The sequence below is a fragment of the Faecalibacillus intestinalis genome (genome assembly GCF_003024685.1).
GTDB classification, from domain to species: domain Bacteria; phylum Bacillota_I; class Bacilli_A; order Erysipelotrichales; family Coprobacillaceae; genus Faecalibacillus; species Faecalibacillus intestinalis.
Genome location: NZ_PYLQ01000001.1, coordinates 218,738 through 237,598, shown reverse-complemented (window position 1 = coordinate 237,598; position 18,861 = coordinate 218,738). Strand labels below are relative to the sequence as shown.

The 18,861-nt window shown below is 28.9% G+C and carries 22 protein-coding genes; 8 read left to right on the top strand and 14 right to left on the bottom strand.

The features are described from left to right. Nucleotides 1–15: 15 nt before the first annotated feature. From C7U54_RS01225 to C7U54_RS01195, 8 genes are all read right to left on the bottom strand, one after another. Nucleotides 16–300 (bottom strand): hypothetical protein, encoded by a 285-nt coding sequence (locus C7U54_RS01225; RefSeq protein ID WP_107029010.1) that lies wholly within the window; start codon nucleotides 298–300, stop codon nucleotides 16–18. Continuing rightward, the gene (locus C7U54_RS01220; RefSeq protein ID WP_107029009.1) at nucleotides 297–1,097 is read right to left on the bottom strand and encodes a Cof-type HAD-IIB family hydrolase; all 801 of its coding nucleotides are present in this window, start codon (nucleotides 1,095–1,097) and stop codon (nucleotides 297–299) included. Before C7U54_RS01220 ends, C7U54_RS01225 begins: the two co-directional genes overlap by 4 nt. Next, on the bottom strand, nucleotides 1,090–2,463 hold the full coding sequence (locus tag C7U54_RS01215; RefSeq protein WP_107029008.1) for a UDP-N-acetylmuramoyl-L-alanyl-D-glutamate--2,6-diaminopimelate ligase: 1,374 nt from the start codon (nucleotides 2,461–2,463) through the stop codon (nucleotides 1,090–1,092). The genes C7U54_RS01220 and C7U54_RS01215 overlap by 8 nt, the downstream gene beginning before the upstream one ends. Nucleotides 2,464–2,473: 10 nt before the next feature. Continuing rightward, entirely contained in the window at nucleotides 2,474–3,334 is an 861-nt protein-coding gene (locus C7U54_RS01210; protein WP_158561876.1) for a diacylglycerol/lipid kinase family protein, read from the bottom strand. Between the two features lie 55 nt (nucleotides 3,335–3,389). After that, nucleotides 3,390–3,563, bottom strand: a complete 174-nt coding sequence (locus tag C7U54_RS14525) for a hypothetical protein (protein ID WP_155522440.1) — start codon at nucleotides 3,561–3,563, stop codon at nucleotides 3,390–3,392. 106 nt (nucleotides 3,564–3,669) lie between these two features. Further along, nucleotides 3,670–4,563: a DUF7916 family protein gene (locus C7U54_RS01205; RefSeq protein WP_032090397.1), complete on the bottom strand. Its 894-nt coding sequence runs from the start codon at nucleotides 4,561–4,563 to the stop codon at nucleotides 3,670–3,672. A gap of 56 nt (nucleotides 4,564–4,619) precedes the next feature. Next, nucleotides 4,620–6,371 carry an ABC-F family ATP-binding cassette domain-containing protein gene (locus tag C7U54_RS01200; RefSeq protein ID WP_107029006.1) on the bottom strand — a complete coding sequence of 584 codons (1,752 nt, stop codon included), beginning with the start codon at nucleotides 6,369–6,371 and terminating at the stop codon, nucleotides 4,620–4,622. 45 nt (nucleotides 6,372–6,416) lie between these two features. After that, a complete protein-coding gene (locus tag C7U54_RS01195) occupies nucleotides 6,417–8,006 on the bottom strand; it encodes a vWA domain-containing protein (RefSeq protein ID WP_107029005.1) in 1,590 nt (529 codons plus the stop codon). A gap of 213 nt (nucleotides 8,007–8,219) precedes the next feature. Here C7U54_RS01195 and C7U54_RS01190 point away from each other — a divergent pair, with 213 nt between their 5' ends. From C7U54_RS01190 to dnaK, 4 genes are read left to right on the top strand one after another with little or no spacing between them, the layout of a single operon-like run. Beyond that, entirely contained in the window at nucleotides 8,220–8,612 is a 393-nt protein-coding gene (locus C7U54_RS01190; protein ID WP_107029004.1) for a BRcat domain-containing protein, read from the top strand. 2 nt (nucleotides 8,613–8,614) lie between these two features. After that, nucleotides 8,615–9,448 carry a DUF5685 family protein gene (locus C7U54_RS01185; protein WP_107029003.1) on the top strand — a complete coding sequence of 278 codons (834 nt, stop codon included), beginning with the start codon at nucleotides 8,615–8,617 and terminating at the stop codon, nucleotides 9,446–9,448. Beyond that, complete coding sequence (locus tag C7U54_RS01180; protein ID WP_107029002.1) at nucleotides 9,445–10,068, top strand: J domain-containing protein; 624 nt, start codon at nucleotides 9,445–9,447, stop codon at nucleotides 10,066–10,068. The genes C7U54_RS01185 and C7U54_RS01180 overlap by 4 nt, the downstream gene beginning before the upstream one ends. A 12-nt stretch (nucleotides 10,069–10,080) precedes the next feature. Further along, nucleotides 10,081–11,841 (top strand): molecular chaperone DnaK, encoded by a 1,761-nt coding sequence (gene dnaK, locus C7U54_RS01175; RefSeq protein WP_107029001.1) that lies wholly within the window; start codon nucleotides 10,081–10,083, stop codon nucleotides 11,839–11,841. A gap of 1 nt (nucleotide 11,842) precedes the next feature. On the opposite strand, the gene C7U54_RS01170 is transcribed toward dnaK, so the two are convergent. The 5 genes from C7U54_RS01170 to C7U54_RS01150 all read right to left on the bottom strand — a co-directional run bounded on the left by C7U54_RS01170 (nucleotide 11,843) and on the right by C7U54_RS01150 (nucleotide 15,145). Then, the gene (locus tag C7U54_RS01170) at nucleotides 11,843–12,568 is read right to left on the bottom strand and encodes a hypothetical protein (RefSeq protein ID WP_107029000.1); all 726 of its coding nucleotides are present in this window, start codon (nucleotides 12,566–12,568) and stop codon (nucleotides 11,843–11,845) included. Next, complete coding sequence (locus C7U54_RS01165; protein ID WP_107028999.1) at nucleotides 12,558–13,115, bottom strand: hypothetical protein; 558 nt, start codon at nucleotides 13,113–13,115, stop codon at nucleotides 12,558–12,560. Before C7U54_RS01165 ends, C7U54_RS01170 begins: the two co-directional genes overlap by 11 nt. Then, nucleotides 13,108–13,644 (bottom strand): prolyl-tRNA synthetase associated domain-containing protein, encoded by a 537-nt coding sequence (locus C7U54_RS01160; RefSeq protein WP_107028998.1) that lies wholly within the window; start codon nucleotides 13,642–13,644, stop codon nucleotides 13,108–13,110. Before C7U54_RS01160 ends, C7U54_RS01165 begins: the two co-directional genes overlap by 8 nt. Nucleotides 13,645–13,647: 3 nt before the next feature. After that, nucleotides 13,648–14,229: a GNAT family N-acetyltransferase gene (locus C7U54_RS01155; RefSeq protein WP_107028997.1), complete on the bottom strand. Its 582-nt coding sequence runs from the start codon at nucleotides 14,227–14,229 to the stop codon at nucleotides 13,648–13,650. Between the two features lie 70 nt (nucleotides 14,230–14,299). Next, on the bottom strand, nucleotides 14,300–15,145 hold the full coding sequence (locus C7U54_RS01150; protein ID WP_107028996.1) for a YitT family protein: 846 nt from the start codon (nucleotides 15,143–15,145) through the stop codon (nucleotides 14,300–14,302). A gap of 84 nt (nucleotides 15,146–15,229) precedes the next feature. On the opposite strand from C7U54_RS01150, the gene C7U54_RS01145 reads away from it, so the two are divergent. The 3 genes from C7U54_RS01145 (at nucleotide 15,230) to C7U54_RS01135 (ending at nucleotide 17,497) form a co-directional block, all read left to right on the top strand. Then, nucleotides 15,230–15,880, top strand: a complete 651-nt coding sequence (locus C7U54_RS01145; RefSeq protein WP_107029065.1) for a Crp/Fnr family transcriptional regulator — start codon at nucleotides 15,230–15,232, stop codon at nucleotides 15,878–15,880. A gap of 48 nt (nucleotides 15,881–15,928) precedes the next feature. Beyond that, a complete protein-coding gene (locus C7U54_RS01140) occupies nucleotides 15,929–16,561 on the top strand; it encodes a ribonuclease HIII (RefSeq protein ID WP_022002789.1) in 633 nt (210 codons plus the stop codon). A gap of 75 nt (nucleotides 16,562–16,636) precedes the next feature. Next, on the top strand, nucleotides 16,637–17,497 hold the full coding sequence (locus C7U54_RS01135) for an HAD family hydrolase (protein ID WP_107028995.1): 861 nt from the start codon (nucleotides 16,637–16,639) through the stop codon (nucleotides 17,495–17,497). A 5-nt stretch (nucleotides 17,498–17,502) separates the two neighbouring features. Here the strand turns inward: C7U54_RS01135 and C7U54_RS01130 are convergent, their stop codons facing one another. After that, entirely contained in the window at nucleotides 17,503–18,051 is a 549-nt protein-coding gene (locus tag C7U54_RS01130) for a D-glycero-alpha-D-manno-heptose-1,7-bisphosphate 7-phosphatase (protein WP_206603562.1), read from the bottom strand. Nucleotides 18,052–18,154: 103 nt separating this feature from the next. Here C7U54_RS01130 and C7U54_RS01125 point away from each other — a divergent pair, with 103 nt between their 5' ends. Further along, the gene (locus C7U54_RS01125; protein ID WP_158561875.1) at nucleotides 18,155–18,706 is read left to right on the top strand and encodes a PD-(D/E)XK nuclease family transposase; all 552 of its coding nucleotides are present in this window, start codon (nucleotides 18,155–18,157) and stop codon (nucleotides 18,704–18,706) included. Nucleotides 18,707–18,861: the final 155 nt, after the last annotated feature.

Sequence of the window (18,861 nt, the reverse complement as noted above, 5' to 3'; positions counted from 1 at the left end):
AAAATGAAAAAAGATCTAATGCATGTTGCGATCACGCCAACAATCATTAGATCTAGAACTTCCATCATTATAAATAATATAGGGAACATCCCTTCTTTTTTCATAACCTTCTTCATTTTTTAATAAATCTTGAATAATAGAAAGACGTTTATGTCCATCTTTACAATAATATTGACCATCAATAATATTCACTTTAATAGGAAAAGAAAGTCCTATTCTTTTTATGGAATCATACATTGATTGAGGATAAGGACAATACTCAAAATTTATTTCTTGAAAATTTATTTTTCTAATTCTCATTTGATTTTAAATTCCTTTTCAAAAAAATCAGCAATACCATCTTCATCCACTGTTAAAGTCACTGTAGAAGCATGTTTTTTAACTTCATCATCCGCATTACCCATCGCAATAGAAGTTCCTCCAAGATGCAACATTTCAATATCATTTTCTCCATCACCAAAAGCATACGTATTTTCTTTAGGAATATTTAATTTTTGATATAAATATTCACACGCTGTCCCCTTTGTGTAACCTTGAGGATGGACATCCATACGAATATGTCCTGTATCATAAGTATTGATAGACCATTCTTTTGGTAACATATCTAAGGCTTCATGTAAGTCTTTTGCACTATAAAAAAGTGCTGTAACCGTATTGGCTTTGATATTTTGAAAGCGCCAGTTATCATCATAATCATCAGGAAGCTTATCTGTTCCTGTATAAAGCCTTAAATGTTTTTTGATAAGTTCACCATTCATATCACTGAAATAACTTTGATTTCTTTCACTGATAATATATTGTCCATTTGTTGCTTCATAGACACTATTTTGTAGATTTAACTCTTTAACAGTAAAGATATTATTGAGTAAAACTTCTTGATGAAATTCAATATATCCACCATCACAACCAATAAAGCCATCAAAAGGAATTTTCTTTAAACAATCTGGCATTGCTCCTCTAGCACTTGCTACGACAATATAATTTCCTTGTTTTTGAAAATCTTTTAAGGCTTCTATTGTTCTTTTTGTTGGTTTTAATAATTGATGAGGTACATTAATCAATGTGCCATCGACATCAAAAAAAGCAATTTTAGTCATCTTGATGCTCCTTAATATATTTTTCTACTTCTTCTTGGTCAGAAAAATGAATCTTTTCTGTTCCAATAATTTGATAATCTTCATGTCCTTTTCCTAAAATCATTAAAATGTCATTTTCTTTCAATAAACTCATTCCCTTAACAATGGCAAGATGACGATCATTAATAACTTCATAATTCCCACTAACACCTACTAAAATATCATTAATGATTTTTTGAGGATCTTCTGTTCGCGGATTATCATCTGTAATAATCACGTGGTCACTATGTTTGCAGGCAATTTCCCCCATGATTGGTCGTTTGGTCGTATCACGATCCCCACCACAACCAATAATCGTAATAATTTTTCCTTTTTTAAATTCTTGAGCACTTTCTAAAACATTTAAAGTGGCATCAGGGGTATGGGCATAATCTACAAAGATACCATTTGTTCCATAAACAATAAGTTCCATTCTTCCTTTAGGGGCTTTTAATTTTGTATTTAAGGCTAAAATAGCATCAATTTCATATCCTAATTCATGAATTAAAAGCATCGCTGTAAGATAGTTATAAACATTGTATCTTCCTACCATTTGAATATGTGTTTGATATTCTTTTTCTTGATATTTAAAGGTAAAGGTTGTCCCTAAGTGAGAAAATTCAATATTTTGAATGAGAACATCACCTTTTTGATCAGAAATCAAAAGATTTTGATTACCTTCTAATTCAAAATGTGAAGCATGTGGATCATCACCATTTATGACAGCAATTTTATTTCCTCTTGTCTTTTTAAATAAGAGTTGTTTAGCATTCGCATAGTTTTCTAATGTTTTATGAAAATCTAAATGGTCTTGTGTTAAGTTTGTAAAAGCCACTTCATCAAATTCTAAGCCATGAATACGATCTTTCGCAAGCGCATGTGAAGAAACTTCCATCACTAATACTTTACACCCGGCATCTTTTGCTTTAATAAAATAATCATAAAGTACATCAACATCTGGTGTGGTATTAACCATTTTAATAAAGTTCCCACAATAATAAAAACCTATAGTCCCCATATATGCACAAGGAATATCAAGCATCGTCATCATTTGATACATCATATAACCAATCGTTGTTTTACCATTTGTTCCAGTAACTCCAATTAGTTTCATATCTTTGAAATAAGGGTAATAATGTTCATACAAATAATCTTTTAAATATGCTCTTGTATCTTCAACAACAACAGTTTCAACATCATAATTTCCTTCTTCAACAATTACTTTTGTTGCCCCGTTTTTAATAGCTTGAGGAATATAATCATGTCCATCACGATTAACATTTCTAATCGCAATAAAAGTATCTCCTGGTTTAACCTTACGTGAATCTGTTTTTAAATCTATTTCCATAGTAATCTCCTTAATAAACTAATTGAATTTTTTTATGTAAACATTTTAAGTGATATGTTCCTGGTTCATATTTTTCACCATCAATATTAACATATTGATTGGTTTTGACCCAAACATCATCTTCTTTAAAATGTTGAAATTTTTTTGTTTTATGTAATGTATTGGTGATCAGTCCTTTTAAATAATATGGTAATTCTTTTTTAGATATTTCTGGTACCACCGACATATCAATCATACCATCTTCTAAAGATGAATAATAACCAGCTTGATAGCCACCACCAAAATAATGACCATTACAAAAGGTACAAATCAAAACATTACCTTGATAAATATCTTTATTATATGTATAAATATCAGTTGGATAAAATTTTAAATGAAAGATCTTATCTAAAATCGTTAAACTATACTGCATAATCCTTGGGAATAAGGTTGTCTTACGATTTGTATTCACTAAATTCCCAACATCAGCATCTAAACCACAACAAAAGACATTGATACAATAAAGATCATCTCGACATTGAATCACATCAATTGCTTTGGCTTGCTTATTTAATGACTCTTTAAAAATCTTTATCGCATCTAAATTTTTGTAGATACTTCTAGCAAAATCATTACCTGTTCCTTGCGGAATGACAACAAGTTCATGAAAAGACCCTACCATGCCATTGACCACCTTATGAACAAAACCATCGCCACCTATCGCGTATAAACGACAAACTTCCTTTTCATCTTGATAAGATAAGGCTATCTTTCTTGCATCATCTAAATCTTTGGTATAGCGTAATTCATAACGTTTTCCTTGCATCATTGTTACTATACAATTAATTAAACTTTTAGAAGTATCTGGTTTTAATATAAAGATATGTTTCATGTTTATCACCTTATCCATTATAACATAAAAGAGAATGTCTTTGACACTCTCCCAACTATCTTCTTTTCTTTTTATATAGCTTATAAGCGATGATAAGAAAAATTAAAACAACAAAAAGAATGCTTACTAATGAAACTTCCACAGGTTCATAAAATATCCCAATACTTCCTGATAAAAAAATCATCCCTAATAAACACATTATAAATACAATAATAAGAGCCTTTTTCATAATGACCTCCATATAAAAACGATTGATCTATGATTAATGTATTATAAATCAACCGTTCTTTCATTATCTACAACTTAAACGACATCTTTCAAACATAAATAACACTTTATCTATTAATAGATGAAGCAATCTTATGATATGTATGTCTTTTACCACGAATCGCAATTGATAATGCCATAATGTTTTCAGGTAAAGCAATACCACAGAATCCTGCATCCCCAATATGTTGAATATCAATTCCACATCTTTTATTTAATAAAGCAATTTCACGAATTGTTCCTTCATCTGCACCTTCTTGGCTTGTTCCAATCGCACTTAATGATAAAGCCCCATGAGCTTTAATATAACGACAAGCTTCAGTCACTTCTTGTTCAGATAAACCTGGAACTGTATTAACTGCTGGCATTAAAATAACATCTGCCCCTGCTTCAATGAACTCTTTGATACTATTCATATCAACGATTGGTTCATCGATTCCAGCTGCATGCATTTTCCCTGCAATAATTAATCCTTTAAAATATTTTTTAGCTTCTTTGATTGCTTCGCAAATTGAATGATTTGAAACTCCAACTCCTGGATTTCCTGTTAAACAAATAAAGTTGAAACCTAATTCTTGAGCTTTAATATAAGTTTCTTTTCTTGCTTGTCTACCTGTAGAAATCACACGTCTTTCTTCCATTAATTCAGCCTCTAAATCAACTGGTTCTAGATTACATCCAATTGGACGACCAACGATTTCTTTTAATTTTTCTACAGGATTATCACATTCTGGTAACCCTTTGATTTCTGGATTATTACAATCAAAACAATTTAATAAAACCATGTCACTTCCAAATGAAACAGCAAGTTCAGCATTTGTAAGATCTCCTAATAAAGGTTCAATCGCAACAACTGTTTCTGTCATCACAGTTCTTCCTTCACTAGCAAGAATTGCTTGTTTTAATTCTTGACCATCCATTTTCAACATTTCACTACTTGTACAACTTAATAATCTTTTCATTCCTCAAACCTTCCTTTTCATATTTCTATTATCCTATATGTATATACAAAGGTCAATTATTGATTTTCAATTTGTTCTTGTAATTCTAACAAATAAAGATAACGTTCATTCTTTTCATCAATTTGATTTTGAATTTCATCTCTTTGTTTAGAAAGCTCATCAATTTCTTTAAAATCAGTAACACCATTCATCTTTTCTTCAACTTCATTTAATTTTGTTTCTAAATCCATAATGACATCTTCAATTCCTTCAAATTCTTTCTTTTCCATATATGTCATTTTGATTTTATTTTGCTTACTTTGTTTATAAGCCAAAGCCCCTTGTCCTTTTTCTTTTTCTTCTTTAGTAGAAGTATCTAGATTTTGACTATAACCCCCATTAACATATCTTAAATGTTGATTTTGTAAAATAAATAAACCATCACAAATACGATCTAAGAAGTAACGATCATGACTAACTGTAATAATAATTCCTTCAAAATGATCTAAATAATCTTCTAATATATTAAGTGTATCAATATCTAAATCATTCGTTGGTTCATCTAAAACAAGAACATTTGGCATCATCATTAATACACGTAATAAATAAAGTCTTCTTCTTTCTCCACCAGATAAACGAGAAATTGGTGTATGTTGTAATCTAGCATCAAACAAAAATCTTTCTAACATATCTTTAGCTGATAATCCTTGTCCATCCACCTTAAAATCATTAGAAATTTCTTGAATATAATCAATGACTTTTTTATTCATTTGTAAATCATCATATCCTTGTTTAAAATAACCAAAACGTACAGTTTCTCCAATTTCAACATACCCTGTATCACTTTTTAAACTTCCTGTAAGAATATTTAATAATGTTGATTTACCTGTTCCATTATCTCCTAACATTCCAATACGATCATGTTGTTTAAACATATAAGAAAATTCATCAAAGAGTTTCTTTTGTTCAAAACTTTTAGAAATTTCATGAAGTTCGATCGTCTTTTTACCAAGACGAGAGAACGTATGAATCATTTCAATTTTTCCATTCACTTCTATATCTTTTACTTTTGATAATTCTTCAAATCTTTGCAGACGGTCTTTACTTTTAGTTGTACGTGCTTGTACACCAGCGCGTACCCATTCAAGTTCTTTCTTTAAAAAGAGTTTTCTTTTTCTTTGACTAGAAAGTTGTGTTTCTAATCTTAATTGTTTCAGTTCTAAATATTTTGAATAATTGGCTTCATAGTTATAAACTTGTCCATGATCTATTTCAACAATACGATTTACTACTCTTTCTAAAAAATAACGATCATGCGTTACCATGAGTAAGCCTTTAGACCATTTAATTAAAAACTTCTCTAAATATTCTATCATACCATTATCTAAATGGTTTGTTGGTTCATCTAAAATAAGTAAATCACAAGGTTTAATTAAAGCAATCGCTAAAGCTACTCTTTTAAGTTGACCTCCTGAAAGTTCTTTAATCTTTTGTGTTTCATCTAAAATACCAAACTTACCTAATTGAGCCTTTATTTCAAAATCATGAATATCTTTTGAATCAATTTGTTTATAAACTGTTTCCATAATTGTATCCATTTCATTATACAAAGGTGTTTGTGGTAAATAATTAATACGTAAATCCTTTTGATAAGTCATTTTCCCTTGATAATCTTCAATACCTGAAATAATCTTCAAAAGCGTAGATTTTCCTGTCCCATTAACTCCTAAGATTCCTACTTTATCTTTATCTTCTATATGTAATTCTATATGATCTAAAATACACTTTTCTCCATTATATTTTGTTAAATCTGTCATTGACACTAACATTTTCATCACCCACGCTATCATACCACAAACAAAAACAAAACGCGACTACTCGCGTCTTGTCTTGAAATGTTTTATTAATAAAAGAAGAAGTGTTGAAATTGATAATCCCAATAATACATACCAAAATTCTTGTTTTGTATCATCTCCCGTAGCAACAGGACTTGTCGTTACAGGTGTTGACTTTTTAACTTCCGTTTTAATTGTTTCACTTGGCTTTTCAGGTTCATCAACATTAGTTTCTATTACTTTGTATGAAACTGTTGGGGACAAAAATTCTTCAGGTTCTAATTCTTTAGAAAAACTATCAATAGGATGTAAAATAGCTTGCGTATTTGTCTTTAATCCTTCTTTAAAAAGATGACCATCTTCATCGTATTCCCCATATTCTCCTGCTTTTTTTTGAGGATTTATAAGTTGTAAAGTATAAACAAGTTGAACATGTTCGAATTGACTCACAGGTACATTCATTTTCCAAATAAAATGTTCCTTTTCATCAGGATAATAGAATAATTCATAAGCATAACCATTTTCTTGATGATTAAAACCATAATGATTTTCTTCGATGAATTCTGGAACATATTTGTGATTTCCAACCATCATATAAAATTGTTTTGTATCCGTTATAAAGTCAAAATCATAATCATTTCCATAATTGTCTTTTCCTTTACCCATAAAGTCTTCTACATAAGTTCCTTGATCCAATAAATAATAAATATCATTTTGAATATCTTTAAAAGAAATTTCTTGCCCTTTAGATAAATAATTCATAAAAGATGTTGCCCATGGATAATTACTATATCCATTAGCAAGCATTGAATAACAATGATATCCTTCATCTTTCATTGCTTGGTAAGTAGAAACAGTATAATAAAGAGCTTTATCAACAGAATTTAACCCTTCTTTAGATTCTTCTAGAGACATTATATTTGTTGGAGCCTCACCATAAAGATAATCATACTGATCTCCTTGAATGGCTAATTTTTCTTTTACATCTGTTAAATAATTATCCCAATCAGGGAGAGCTTCTTGACCATATTTTAAATTCCAATTATCAGGTCCTGGCCAACTTGCAACAATGCCATCATTTTCAAATGACCAAGCTGTAACCGTTGCTTTTTGATTATACATATAAGTAATACCATCACTAACAAAGACCATATACTTACGTTTAGCTGCTATCTCTTGATCTTGATCCAATAATTCTTTTCCTGCTAATAATCCTGCATGACAATTCGTTCCAGATGTTATTTCTTTAAAAATCGCCTTTTTGATATCATCCAAATCATTTTCTAGATCAAACCATCCAAAAACATTTGCCTCTTTATTAAAAATAACAATCCCGACTTTTACTTTAGCATTTGTTTGTGAAATTTGTGTTTGTAAATTTTCCAACATATCTAAAGTTTGATTTTCAATTTGTGTACTTGTTGATTTATCTAAAACAAAAACAACATCTGAAACAAGTTTTTCACTTTTAGCAGGAAGCGAGAGTGTCACCTGGCTTCGATAATTTTTATCTAGTTGTGTGGCTGTTTTTGATTTAGAAATATCCCAATTGATGTCACTTGCTTTAACAGGAACTTGCATAAAAAATAAACTTACAAAAACTGTTAAAAGACATATTAATTTTTTCATTTTTTCTCCTTTCCATCTCTACAATAAAAAGAAAAAAATACAAATCATGTCGATTGATTGCCTTTTTAAATAATTATTAAAAATATTTTTACAAGCTATGTCCTATCTTGTAAGAAGATGTCAAAGATTTTCAATTTATCGTATTTTTTAGAGTTCATGTTCAATACATAATTCAAGCATATAATCACCTCATCAAAGTAAGGAGAGATGTTTATGAAAGAAAAATTAATTCAATTCATGCAAGGAAGATATGGGATAGATACTTTAAATAATCATGCATTATTTTTTGTCATCACTTTATTTATCCTTAATATATTCTTTAATAATAGAATCATTATGTTACTTGGATATCTTATTTGGCTTTTAGTTATCTATCGTATGTTTTCTAGACAAACATATAAACGTTATCAAGAAAATGAAAAATACTTAAAAGCAATTACGCCTGTTCAACAATTTTTTAACCTTCAAAAGAAAAGATTTTCCGATCGTAGTCATAAATACTACCGTTGTCCCTCTTGTAAACAAATGGTAAGACTTCCTAAAGGAAAAGGAAAAATTATTGTAACTTGTCCAAGTTGTCATCAAAAATTTGAAAAGAGAACTTAATTATGTTTGGCTATGTCGTTATTAATAAACCAGAATTAAAAATTAAAGATTATGATAAATATCAAGAATATTATTGTGGTTTATGTCAATCTTTAAAACAAAATCATGGTCGCCGTGGTCAATTGACTTTAAATTATGATCTAAACTTTGTAGGAATTTTGCTTTCTAGTCTGTATGAACCAACAGATAAACAATATTTAATTCGTTGCCCATTACATCCTTTTCATAAAAAGAGTGTACGTACTAATCAATATATGAATTATGTCAGTGATATGAATATTGTTTTAACGTACTATAAATTAGAAGACGATGTTTTAGATGAAAATTCTTTAAAAAGTAAAACTTTTAAACAACTTTTAAAAAAAGAATTTAATAGAATTAAAAAGAAATATCCTGATAAAGTAGAAAAAATTAAAGAACATTTAGACCAAATTCATTATCTAGAAAAATCACATTGTTTAGATTTAGATGAAGTTGCTGGTCATTTTGGTCATATCATGGCAAGTATTTGTGTTTATCAAGAAGATGTTTTTAAAGATGATCTTTATCAAATGGGATTTTATTTAGGAAAATTTATTTATTTGATTGATGCTTTTGAAGATGTAGAAGAAGATATCAAAAAACAAACTTATAATCCTTTTAAAAATAAATTTAAAGAGGAACACTTTCAAGAATATTGTTTTAATATTTTAGAAATGATGATTTCTAGAAGCAGTTTTTATTTTGAAAAGCTTCCTTTGATTGAAAATGTTGAACTTTTACGAAATATTATCTATAGTGGTATTTGGACAAAATTTGAACTGATTAAAAAGAAAAGAATGGAGGAAAAATCATGAATCCTTATCAAATACTAGGAATTTCCCCTAGCGCCAGTGATGATGAAGTCAAAAAAGCTTATCGTACACTTTCTAAAAAATATCATCCTGACGCTAATATTGGAAATCCTCATCAAGCAGAATACACTGAAAAATTTAAAGAAGTCCAAAATGCATATAAAACTATTATGGATGAAAGAAAAAAAGGTTTTAGACAACAAAGTTATGGTGGTCAAACAACTGGTGGTTATCAATATACAGGTAATGATCAAGAAGCTTATCAAGAAGCACAAGGATTTATTCAAGGCGGGCGTTATCAAGAAGCAATCAACGTTTTAAATCAAATACGTAATAAATCAAGTATGTGGTTTTATTTATCTGCCATTGCCGAAAATGGTTTAGGAAATAATATACGTGCTCAAGAATATGCTCAAACAGCTGTTCAAATGGAACCCATGAATATGCAATATATTTTATTATTAAATCAATTACAAGGAAATACAAGACAATATCGTCAAACCAGTCAACAATATGGTAATCCAGCAAGTATGATGAATTGTTGTTATTCGATTATGCTTTTAAATTGTATGATGTCATGTTGTTGTGGTGGCGGATATCATTATCCTATTTTATGTTGTTAGAAGGAGAAAATTATGGCAAAGGTTATTGGAATTGACTTAGGAACAACAAATAGTTGTATGGCTTTTTATGAAAATGGAAAAGCTAAAATTATTGAAAATAAAGAAAACCAAAAGACAACACCAAGTATTGTTGCTTTTGATAAAGATGGAAAGAAACTTGTTGGAGAACTGGCTAAACGTCAACAATCAATGAATCCAAAACGTACGATTTCATCTATTAAAAGAGAAATGGGACAAAATTATCATGTAGAAATTGATGGAAAACAACTTTCTCCACAGCTTATTTCTTCAATGATCTTACAAAAATTAAAAAATGATGCCGAAGCTTACTTACAAGAAGAAGTCAACCAAGCGGTTATTACTGTTCCAGCATATTTTAATGATGCCCAAAGGCAAGCAACAAAAGATGCTGGAAAAATTGCGGGATTAGAAGTTTTAAGAATCATTAATGAACCAACCGCTGCAGCATTGGCTTATGGGCTTGAAAATGCTTATGGGCAAAAAGTGATGGTTTTTGATTTAGGTGGTGGAACTTTTGATGTTTCGATTATTGAAATTGGTAGTGGTGTTATTGAAGTTTTATCAACAGCTGGGGATAATCATTTAGGTGGAGATGATTTTAATAAAGCCATTAGTGACTACGTCCTTGATACTTTTTCAAGACAAGAAGGAATTGATTTAAGAAAAGATCAAATTGCTTTATCTCGTATTTTAGAAGCTAGTGAACAAGCTAAAATAGAACTTTCAAGTCAATCAAGTACCATCATTAATTTACCTTTTATTTATCAAGATGTAAATGGTCCAAAAAATTTAGAAATCACCTTAACAAGACAAAAAATGAATGAACTGACAAAATCTTTAATTGATCGTCTTGTTTTACCAATGCAAACAGCCTTAAATGATGCAAGATTAACACCACAAGACTTAAATAAAGTCATTTTAGTGGGAGGTTCATCACGTATTTTAGCAGTTCAAGAAAAAGTAAAAGAAATTACTCAAATGGAACCAAGTAAATCCTTAAATCCTGATGAATGTGTAGCTTTAGGAGCTGCAATCCAAGCAGGAAAACTAAGCGGTGAAATGGTTTTATATGGTGAAGATAATGATGTTTTATTATTAGATGTTACACCTTTGACACTTTCTATTGAAACTGTTGGTGGTGTTGCTACACCATTAATTCCAAGAAACACAACGATTCCAACCAGTCACAGTCAAGTCTTTACGACATCAGCAAACTTTCAAACACAAGTTGAAATCAATGTTTTACAAGGAGAAAGACCACTCGCTAAAGATAATCAATCTTTAGGTAAATTTAAGCTTAAAAAAATCAAACGTGCGATGCGTGGAGTTCCACAAATTGAAGTTACTTTTGATATTGATAGTAATGGTATTGTTCACGTTTCTGCTAAAGACTTAGCTTCTGGAAATAGTCAAAGTATGACAATTGAAGGTTCTTCTAAAATGTCTGATGCAGATATTGAAGAAGCCATTAAACAAGCGAAAATGTATGAAAGCCAAGACCAAGTTACTAAAGAAAATATGCTTTTAAAAAATGAAGTTGAAACATTGATAATCAATGTTCAAAATGGTCTTGCAACGCATAAAAAAGAAATGGATAAAGCTTTAAGAAAACAAATTAAAGGTGAACTTGCTTCTTTAATGAAAATAACTAGAAAATTCAATTATGAAACAGCTTCGCCAGATGAAATTCAAAAAATAAAAGATTCTAAAAATCATTTAGAATCTCTAGCTCAAAATATCATCGAGAGATAATTTATCTCTCGTTTCTTTTTTCTAATATTTCATCATGTTTAATAAAACCATAAGTTGCTACAATTAAAGAGCCTCCTAAATCAAGAGCTAAATCTTTCATTGTATCCTTTAAAGCTTCATGTCCTTTTAAAGGAATATCTTTTTTAGAAACAAGTGTTCCTTTTGTAGAAGCCATATATTGTTGAGCATTGGTATGAAAGAGCCCATCACAACTATATTCTAATAATTCCCAAAAAGCCCCTATTCCTAGAGAAAACACAACTAAAAATAAACATGTAAAATATTTATTCATATAAATATATTTGCTTTTTTCAGCCATCATCACATGAATAAACCATAAGGCTACAAAAGATAAAATTATACCCGAATGGAAATGTAAAAAAGAATCCCACCATGGATATCTTCCATAAAAATCAAGTCCATCTCCTAAAACTAAAGCATTAAAGGCAAAAAATGCAATAACTATATAAAGTGTTAAAGGTACTTGCATCTTAAACCATTTTTGTAAAATTCTAGGTGCTGATAATACAAGTAACATCGCACTAAATTGAAGAATACGAAAAATCATAGTTGTCACATATTTTATGTAAACATCACCAATATGATGGCGGAAAGCAATAATAAAAATTGTCCAGCCTACATGATAAATCAATAATAAAATCGTTAATATAAATAGTATTTTTTTAATAAGCAAAAGTCTTTTTTCTGTTAATTTCTTATTTTTCATAAAAAAACCAATCCCATCCTTTCTTCATTCTTAGTTCACTTTCAAAAAAATGATTTCCATTATTTTTTTGAAAGAAACAATCATTTTCTTTTTGATAGATTTTATAAGCTTCTAAGGTGTTTTTCAATACATTTTTCATCAATGCATTTCTTGTTTTATGTTCCTTACTTCCTAAACTTAAATAGATTCTTTTGTTTTTTATAGGATGATTCTTTAAATACTCTAACCACCCTTCTTGCCATAAAGACCCAGATACACTGATAGCCTCATCTAAATCAAGTTCATGAAGTGAATAAAGACTAAATAAACCTGCTAAAGAATAACCGCTAATATAACATTTTAAATATTTGTTTTTTAATTGTATTTGCTTAATTTTTTCTAAAAGAATTTTCCCTTTTTGATTTGTTAAAGAAAGTTCATTTTGCCAATCATCAATTTCAATTACTTTTAAGACATAAGAACTCTTTTGAAAATAGGCTTTAACTTCTTCTAGCCATTCATTTTGTCCTTTCATGCACAAATAAATCATGATTCCTTCTTTATCCATCTTGAACCTCCACAAAGATTGCTTGATGATTAATGGCTGGTAAAATTTTATCAAAAACATCTTGCATTTTAATTTTTAGACTACTTGTATTAATGCATGGATGACAACCTAGGTATTCATCTTCTAATAAATCTTGATCCATTAATAATTGAACATTGTTTTTAACGTCGTTCATTAGTCCTAAAACACTAACAGAACCAGGTGTAATATCTAAATATTCATGCATTTTTTCATCACTTCCAAAAGAAAGACGGGAACTGTTGATTTGTTTCGATATATTTTTTGTTTTGAATTTTTTATGTCCTTTTAACATTAATAAATAATATTGGCTTTTATTGGAATTTACTAAAAATAAATTTTTGCATATCGTTGCTTGTAAAGATTTTTCTATTTCTAAACATATTTCCATCGTATCTGCTTTTTCATGGTCTATGCGTTGATAATCAATATGTAGTTTTTCTAACAAATCATAAACTCTTTCTTCTTTAGCTATTCTTTTTTCTTGTGGTCTGCCTTGTTTTAATTCCATTTGTTATTCCTCATTTAAATCTATTTGATCTTTGATTTTATTAAATTCAATAATTGGCAATTGATTTTCTAAATGTTCCCCTATAAATTTTTCCATCCATACCATATCATACCAACGATTAAATTTATAGCCACATTGATGAAACTTACCTATCATTTGATATCCCAAATGATGATGATAATCAATACTATTAGTATCCAAATATTCATCATTTTCAATAGGTGAAGAAATACACGCATTTAAATTTGTAATATGTTGTGCTTTTAATGCTTTTTCTAAGGCTAAATAAAGTTTTTTACCAATCCCACATCTTTTTAAATCATAATTAACATAAATTGATGTCTCAACACACCAATCATAAGCGGCCCTATTTTTAAAACAACTTGCATAAGCATAACCGACAATTTGATCATTCTCTTTAGCAATCAAATAGGGATATTTTTCCATAACATGAACCATTCTTTGTTTAAATTCTTCAACAGATGGTACCTCATATTCAAAAGTAATCGCTGTTTTTTCAACATAATAGCGATAAATCTCTACTAATTCTTGTGCGTCTTCTAAAGATGCAATTTCAATTTTCATAACTCATTCCCCCGTTTTCCTTATTATCTATCAAAATAAAAAAGATGTCCACCTAAATGAACATCTAAGATTAAGCTTCTCGCATTTCTTTTGTATATGTAAAACCATTTCCACTAACTTCTTCTACATGAGAAACAATAATAAATGCTTTATCATCAATCTCTTTAATCTTATCTTTTAAATCAGGAAGTTTACGATATGGTAAAATTGTTAAAACAACTTCTGTATTTTCTTTTAAAAACCCTGTTTTACCATCTAATAAAGTTACTCCCGCATCCATATCATTTAAAATCATTATTTTCATCTTTTCAATTTCTTTTGTCATGACAAGAACTTGAACACAACCTTTACCTGATGATAATAAATAATTCATCATATAAGCTGTAATCAAAATTGTCATAATCCCATAAACAATTTCAGGAACACTATGGAAAGAAATTTGTAAAATAAGAATTGTCGCATCAATACCATTAACAAGTAAAGTTACGGGAACTTTAAAATGTTTTTCAACAATAAGCGCTAAAATATCAAATCCCCCCGTTGATCCTCCAGCTTTTAAAACAAGACCAATTCCAAGTCCTAATAAAAAACCACCTAAAATACAAACAAGAAGTTGATCATCTAATAAACCATGTAAATAAGTTTGTTGATTAAAAAACTCTAATAAAACAGGAAATAAAAATGTTGAAATCAATGTTTTCATTGCAAATGTCTTTCCTAAAAAACAAAGGCCTATTAAAAATAAAGCAATATTAATAATTGCGACACATAAAGAAACAGAAATTCCTGTATAAAAATGAAAAACTGTACTAATACCAGAAACCCCTCCTGCCACAATAGAATGATCTAAAATTAATGCGCTAACCGCAAACGCCATTAAAACATTTCCAATAATAATTTGAATCACTTTTTTCATATCTCTCACCTCGCAAGAAATAATAACAGTTTTTCTTTTATCAGAATGTAACCTATGTTACAATTTAACAAAGAAGGTGAAAAAATGAAAATTAATGAAGAACTATTTGACTACTTTAAACAAGTAGGAACTATTAAACATTATCAAAAAAATGAGATTATTTATATGCAAGATGATTGTGCCGATGAGTTATGTCTTGTTTTAAAAGGCAGAGTACGAGTTTATCATATTAAAAAAAATGGTGATGAAATCAATTACGATGTTCTTGATAAAGGACGTATTTTTGGGGAGTCTTCCCTTTATGAAAATGCTTATCGTCCTACTACAGTTTCCGCAATTAATGATGTTGAAATTATTACTTGTCATTTACAAGATCTTTATCCTTATTTATCATCTTCACTAGATTTAACGATTTCTTTATTAAAAATGTTAAATGATAATTGTAATCATTTAACGCAATTACTCAAATGGGCACAAACCTATAATCGTTATGAAAAAGTAGCCGCTTTTCTTTATGATTTATCAAAAGATAATAATAAAGAAAAAAATTTACTTTTTGGTCGTATTCCTTATACGCATCAAGAAATTGCTGATTCTTTAGCTATATCTCGAGTGACCGTTACTAAAGTACTTAATCAGTTTAAAGAAGAAGGACTCATTGATATTCAATACGGTCATATTCAAGTACTTGAACGTCAAAAACTCTATAATCATTATCTAGCAAAACTCGATTAGTGAATAATTAAAAAAAGATATGTTATAATAAATTATGGGAGGGATAATATGGAAAATCACGTTGGATGTTATGAAACAGGATCACTCGATTTTTTTGGACCATTATGCGTTGTGGCTTGTTATGTTGATCAAAAAGATGAATTTTGGTTAAATAAGCTAAATTTAGAAGTTACAAGCAATGAAGAAATAATACAGCTTGGAAAAGTGTTAAAAGAAAAACTTACTTATAGTTTACTTTTATTAGATAATAGCCATTATAATCAATATGTTAGTGAAGGACAAAAACTTTCTTGTATGAAAGCAAATCTCTATAATCAAGCAATGATCAATGTCATTCAAAGAATCAGTCATCCTATTTCAATAAAAACAATCGATGCTTTTTTAGCACCTAAAAAATACTATCGTTATTTAAAACACAAAACCATTGTAGTACGTCACCTTGAATTTAAAAAAGAGGATATATCACCAGCCATGATGTGCGCAAAAATATTATCACAATATGCTTATCTTCAATATTATCAAAACATGTGTGATTCCTTAGAAATCACTTTACCAAGAGGCTTTAATATTCTTGCAAATGATGCTGGTTATCTTTTAGTAAAAAAATATGGACAAGATATTTTAGAAAAAGTATCAAAGACTAATTTTCCAAATTATAAACAAATTTTAGAAAGAGTTTAGACTCTTTTTCTTTTTAAGAAAAAACCATTTCTTATCATCTATTTTTTTTATAATAGAACTATGGAGGAAATGAATATGATTAAAATGATTGTCAGTGATGTTGATGGAACCTTATTATCTCATGGTTACATCAATCCTAAATGTATTGAAAGCATAAAAAAAGCACAAAAAAAAGGAATTGAATTTGTTGTGGCTTCAGGAAGAGATTATTATGGCGTGACAAGTATTTTAGATCCTTTTGATATTAAATGTTCAATGATTTTAGGAAATGGGGCCCAATATTGTAATAAAAATGGAGAAGTATTAATGAATTGTTACTTGGATAAAGAAAAGCTTAAAGAAATACTTCCTATTTTCATAGAACATCAAACCCCTTATATGATTTTTACAACAAATGGTTTTTATAGTACTTTAAAACCGGAAGTAGTTAGAGATCGTTTTGCTTATCGTGGTAAGGTACGCTTTGGCAATAAAATGGAAGATTTTTTACCAGGAGGTCCAATGAGTGATTCCCCTGCCTGTCAAATTCAACAATTTGATTCTATTGATGAATTTATTAAAAGAGACTTAGAAATTATTAAGGTTGAAGCTTTTTCTCATGATGCAGATGAAATACAACGTGTTCTACCTTATTTTAAAGATATGAAAAATATTGCTTATTTATCTTCATATCCTGATAATGTAGAAATTACCAACGAATATGCTCAAAAAGGATTGATTTTAGAAAAAGTAATTGATCAATTAAAAATCAAAAAAGAAGAAGTTATTGTTTTAGGAGATGGCATGAATGATATAACTCTCTTTGAACGTTTTCCTTATTCCTTTGCACCTAGCAACGGTGAAAAAGCAATACAAGAAAAAGCTTATCAAGTTGTTTGTAGCTGTGAAGATGGAGCTGTTAGTGAAGCTATTGAATATGCTTTAGAAAACTTATAAAAGATTCATTTATTTTGAATCTTTTTTATTTGTTTGGAAATTTCTAAAATACTACGATAACTTTTAACATTATCACCATTATAATTTATCCTATAAAAAGTTAAATTAAAATGTTTTGCTAGTAAATAATCAACATGACTATCCCCTATATAGATAGAGTTATTCATATCAATTAAAAAATCTTTTTTAGCTTGTTCTATCATCCCTTGTTTTGGCTTTTTACAGTGACAATGATCTTTTTCATTATGTGGACAAAAGTAGATTTTTAGAATATCTATATTTTCTTCTTTTAATTTTTTTAGAAATTTTCCTGTAAACTGTTGATAATCATTCAATGAAATAATTCCATCATTAATAAGATATTGATTTGTTATAATGATAAAATCATATCCCATCTCTTTTAATCTCTTGAGTCCTTCTATTGAACCTTTTAAAAATTCAGGTTCTTTAATTTCTCTCCATTTTTCATCTGGATAATCTTTAATAATAGTTCCATCTCTATCCAAAAAAGCAATTTTTAAATAGGATGGCTTCATTTTAACTTCTTGATTCATACTTTACCTCCAAAGCTTCTATTTCTAAAATTTTATCATTTATTTTTACTAAAAAGAAGAAAACTCCTCAAAAAAAGACAATATATATATGGAAGAAATCTATATGAACAAAAATAGAGAGAATTTTATAAAATATTCAAATGATTTATGTTTTCATCATTTGCTTGTAGAAAACGAAAGAATAAGGACTCTTATTTGTCAAGAACTCGTTTCAGACAGGAAAATTATTTCTATTAAATTAAAGAATGCGCAACATTATGGTAAAAGCTATTACGAAAAGAAATTTATTTTAGCTATTGATGATATCGGTGATATCTACAACATTGAACTACAAAGCTATGGTTTAAACGAAGAGATACTTGTTCGTTTTGAACTTTATAATGCTGAACTTTTAAGACAACAAGTAAAACAGGGAGAAGATTATACTAGTGCTCATGTTGTAAGATCATTAATTATTAGTTATGGGCATATTTTAGACAATGCTCCTCTTTATAAATATCACTTTAGAATAGTTGATGACGAACATCATATTGTCTATCCCTTTAATTGTGCTGAGATAACAATTATTCAACTTGAATATATCAATCAAGCAATCAATGAAATGACGAGTTTTAATCAGTTAATGTATCTCTTTAAAAATGAAAAAACCATATGATAAAATTGAGATAGATTATAGAATAAAGGAAGCGATACAAATGCATGACAGATATATATCTTCTGATGAATCATACCAAGAATATCTAGATCGTTTGGATAATGAGATATTACTTCATTCTCATGATAGAAAGATTTAGGAAGCAAATAAAAAAT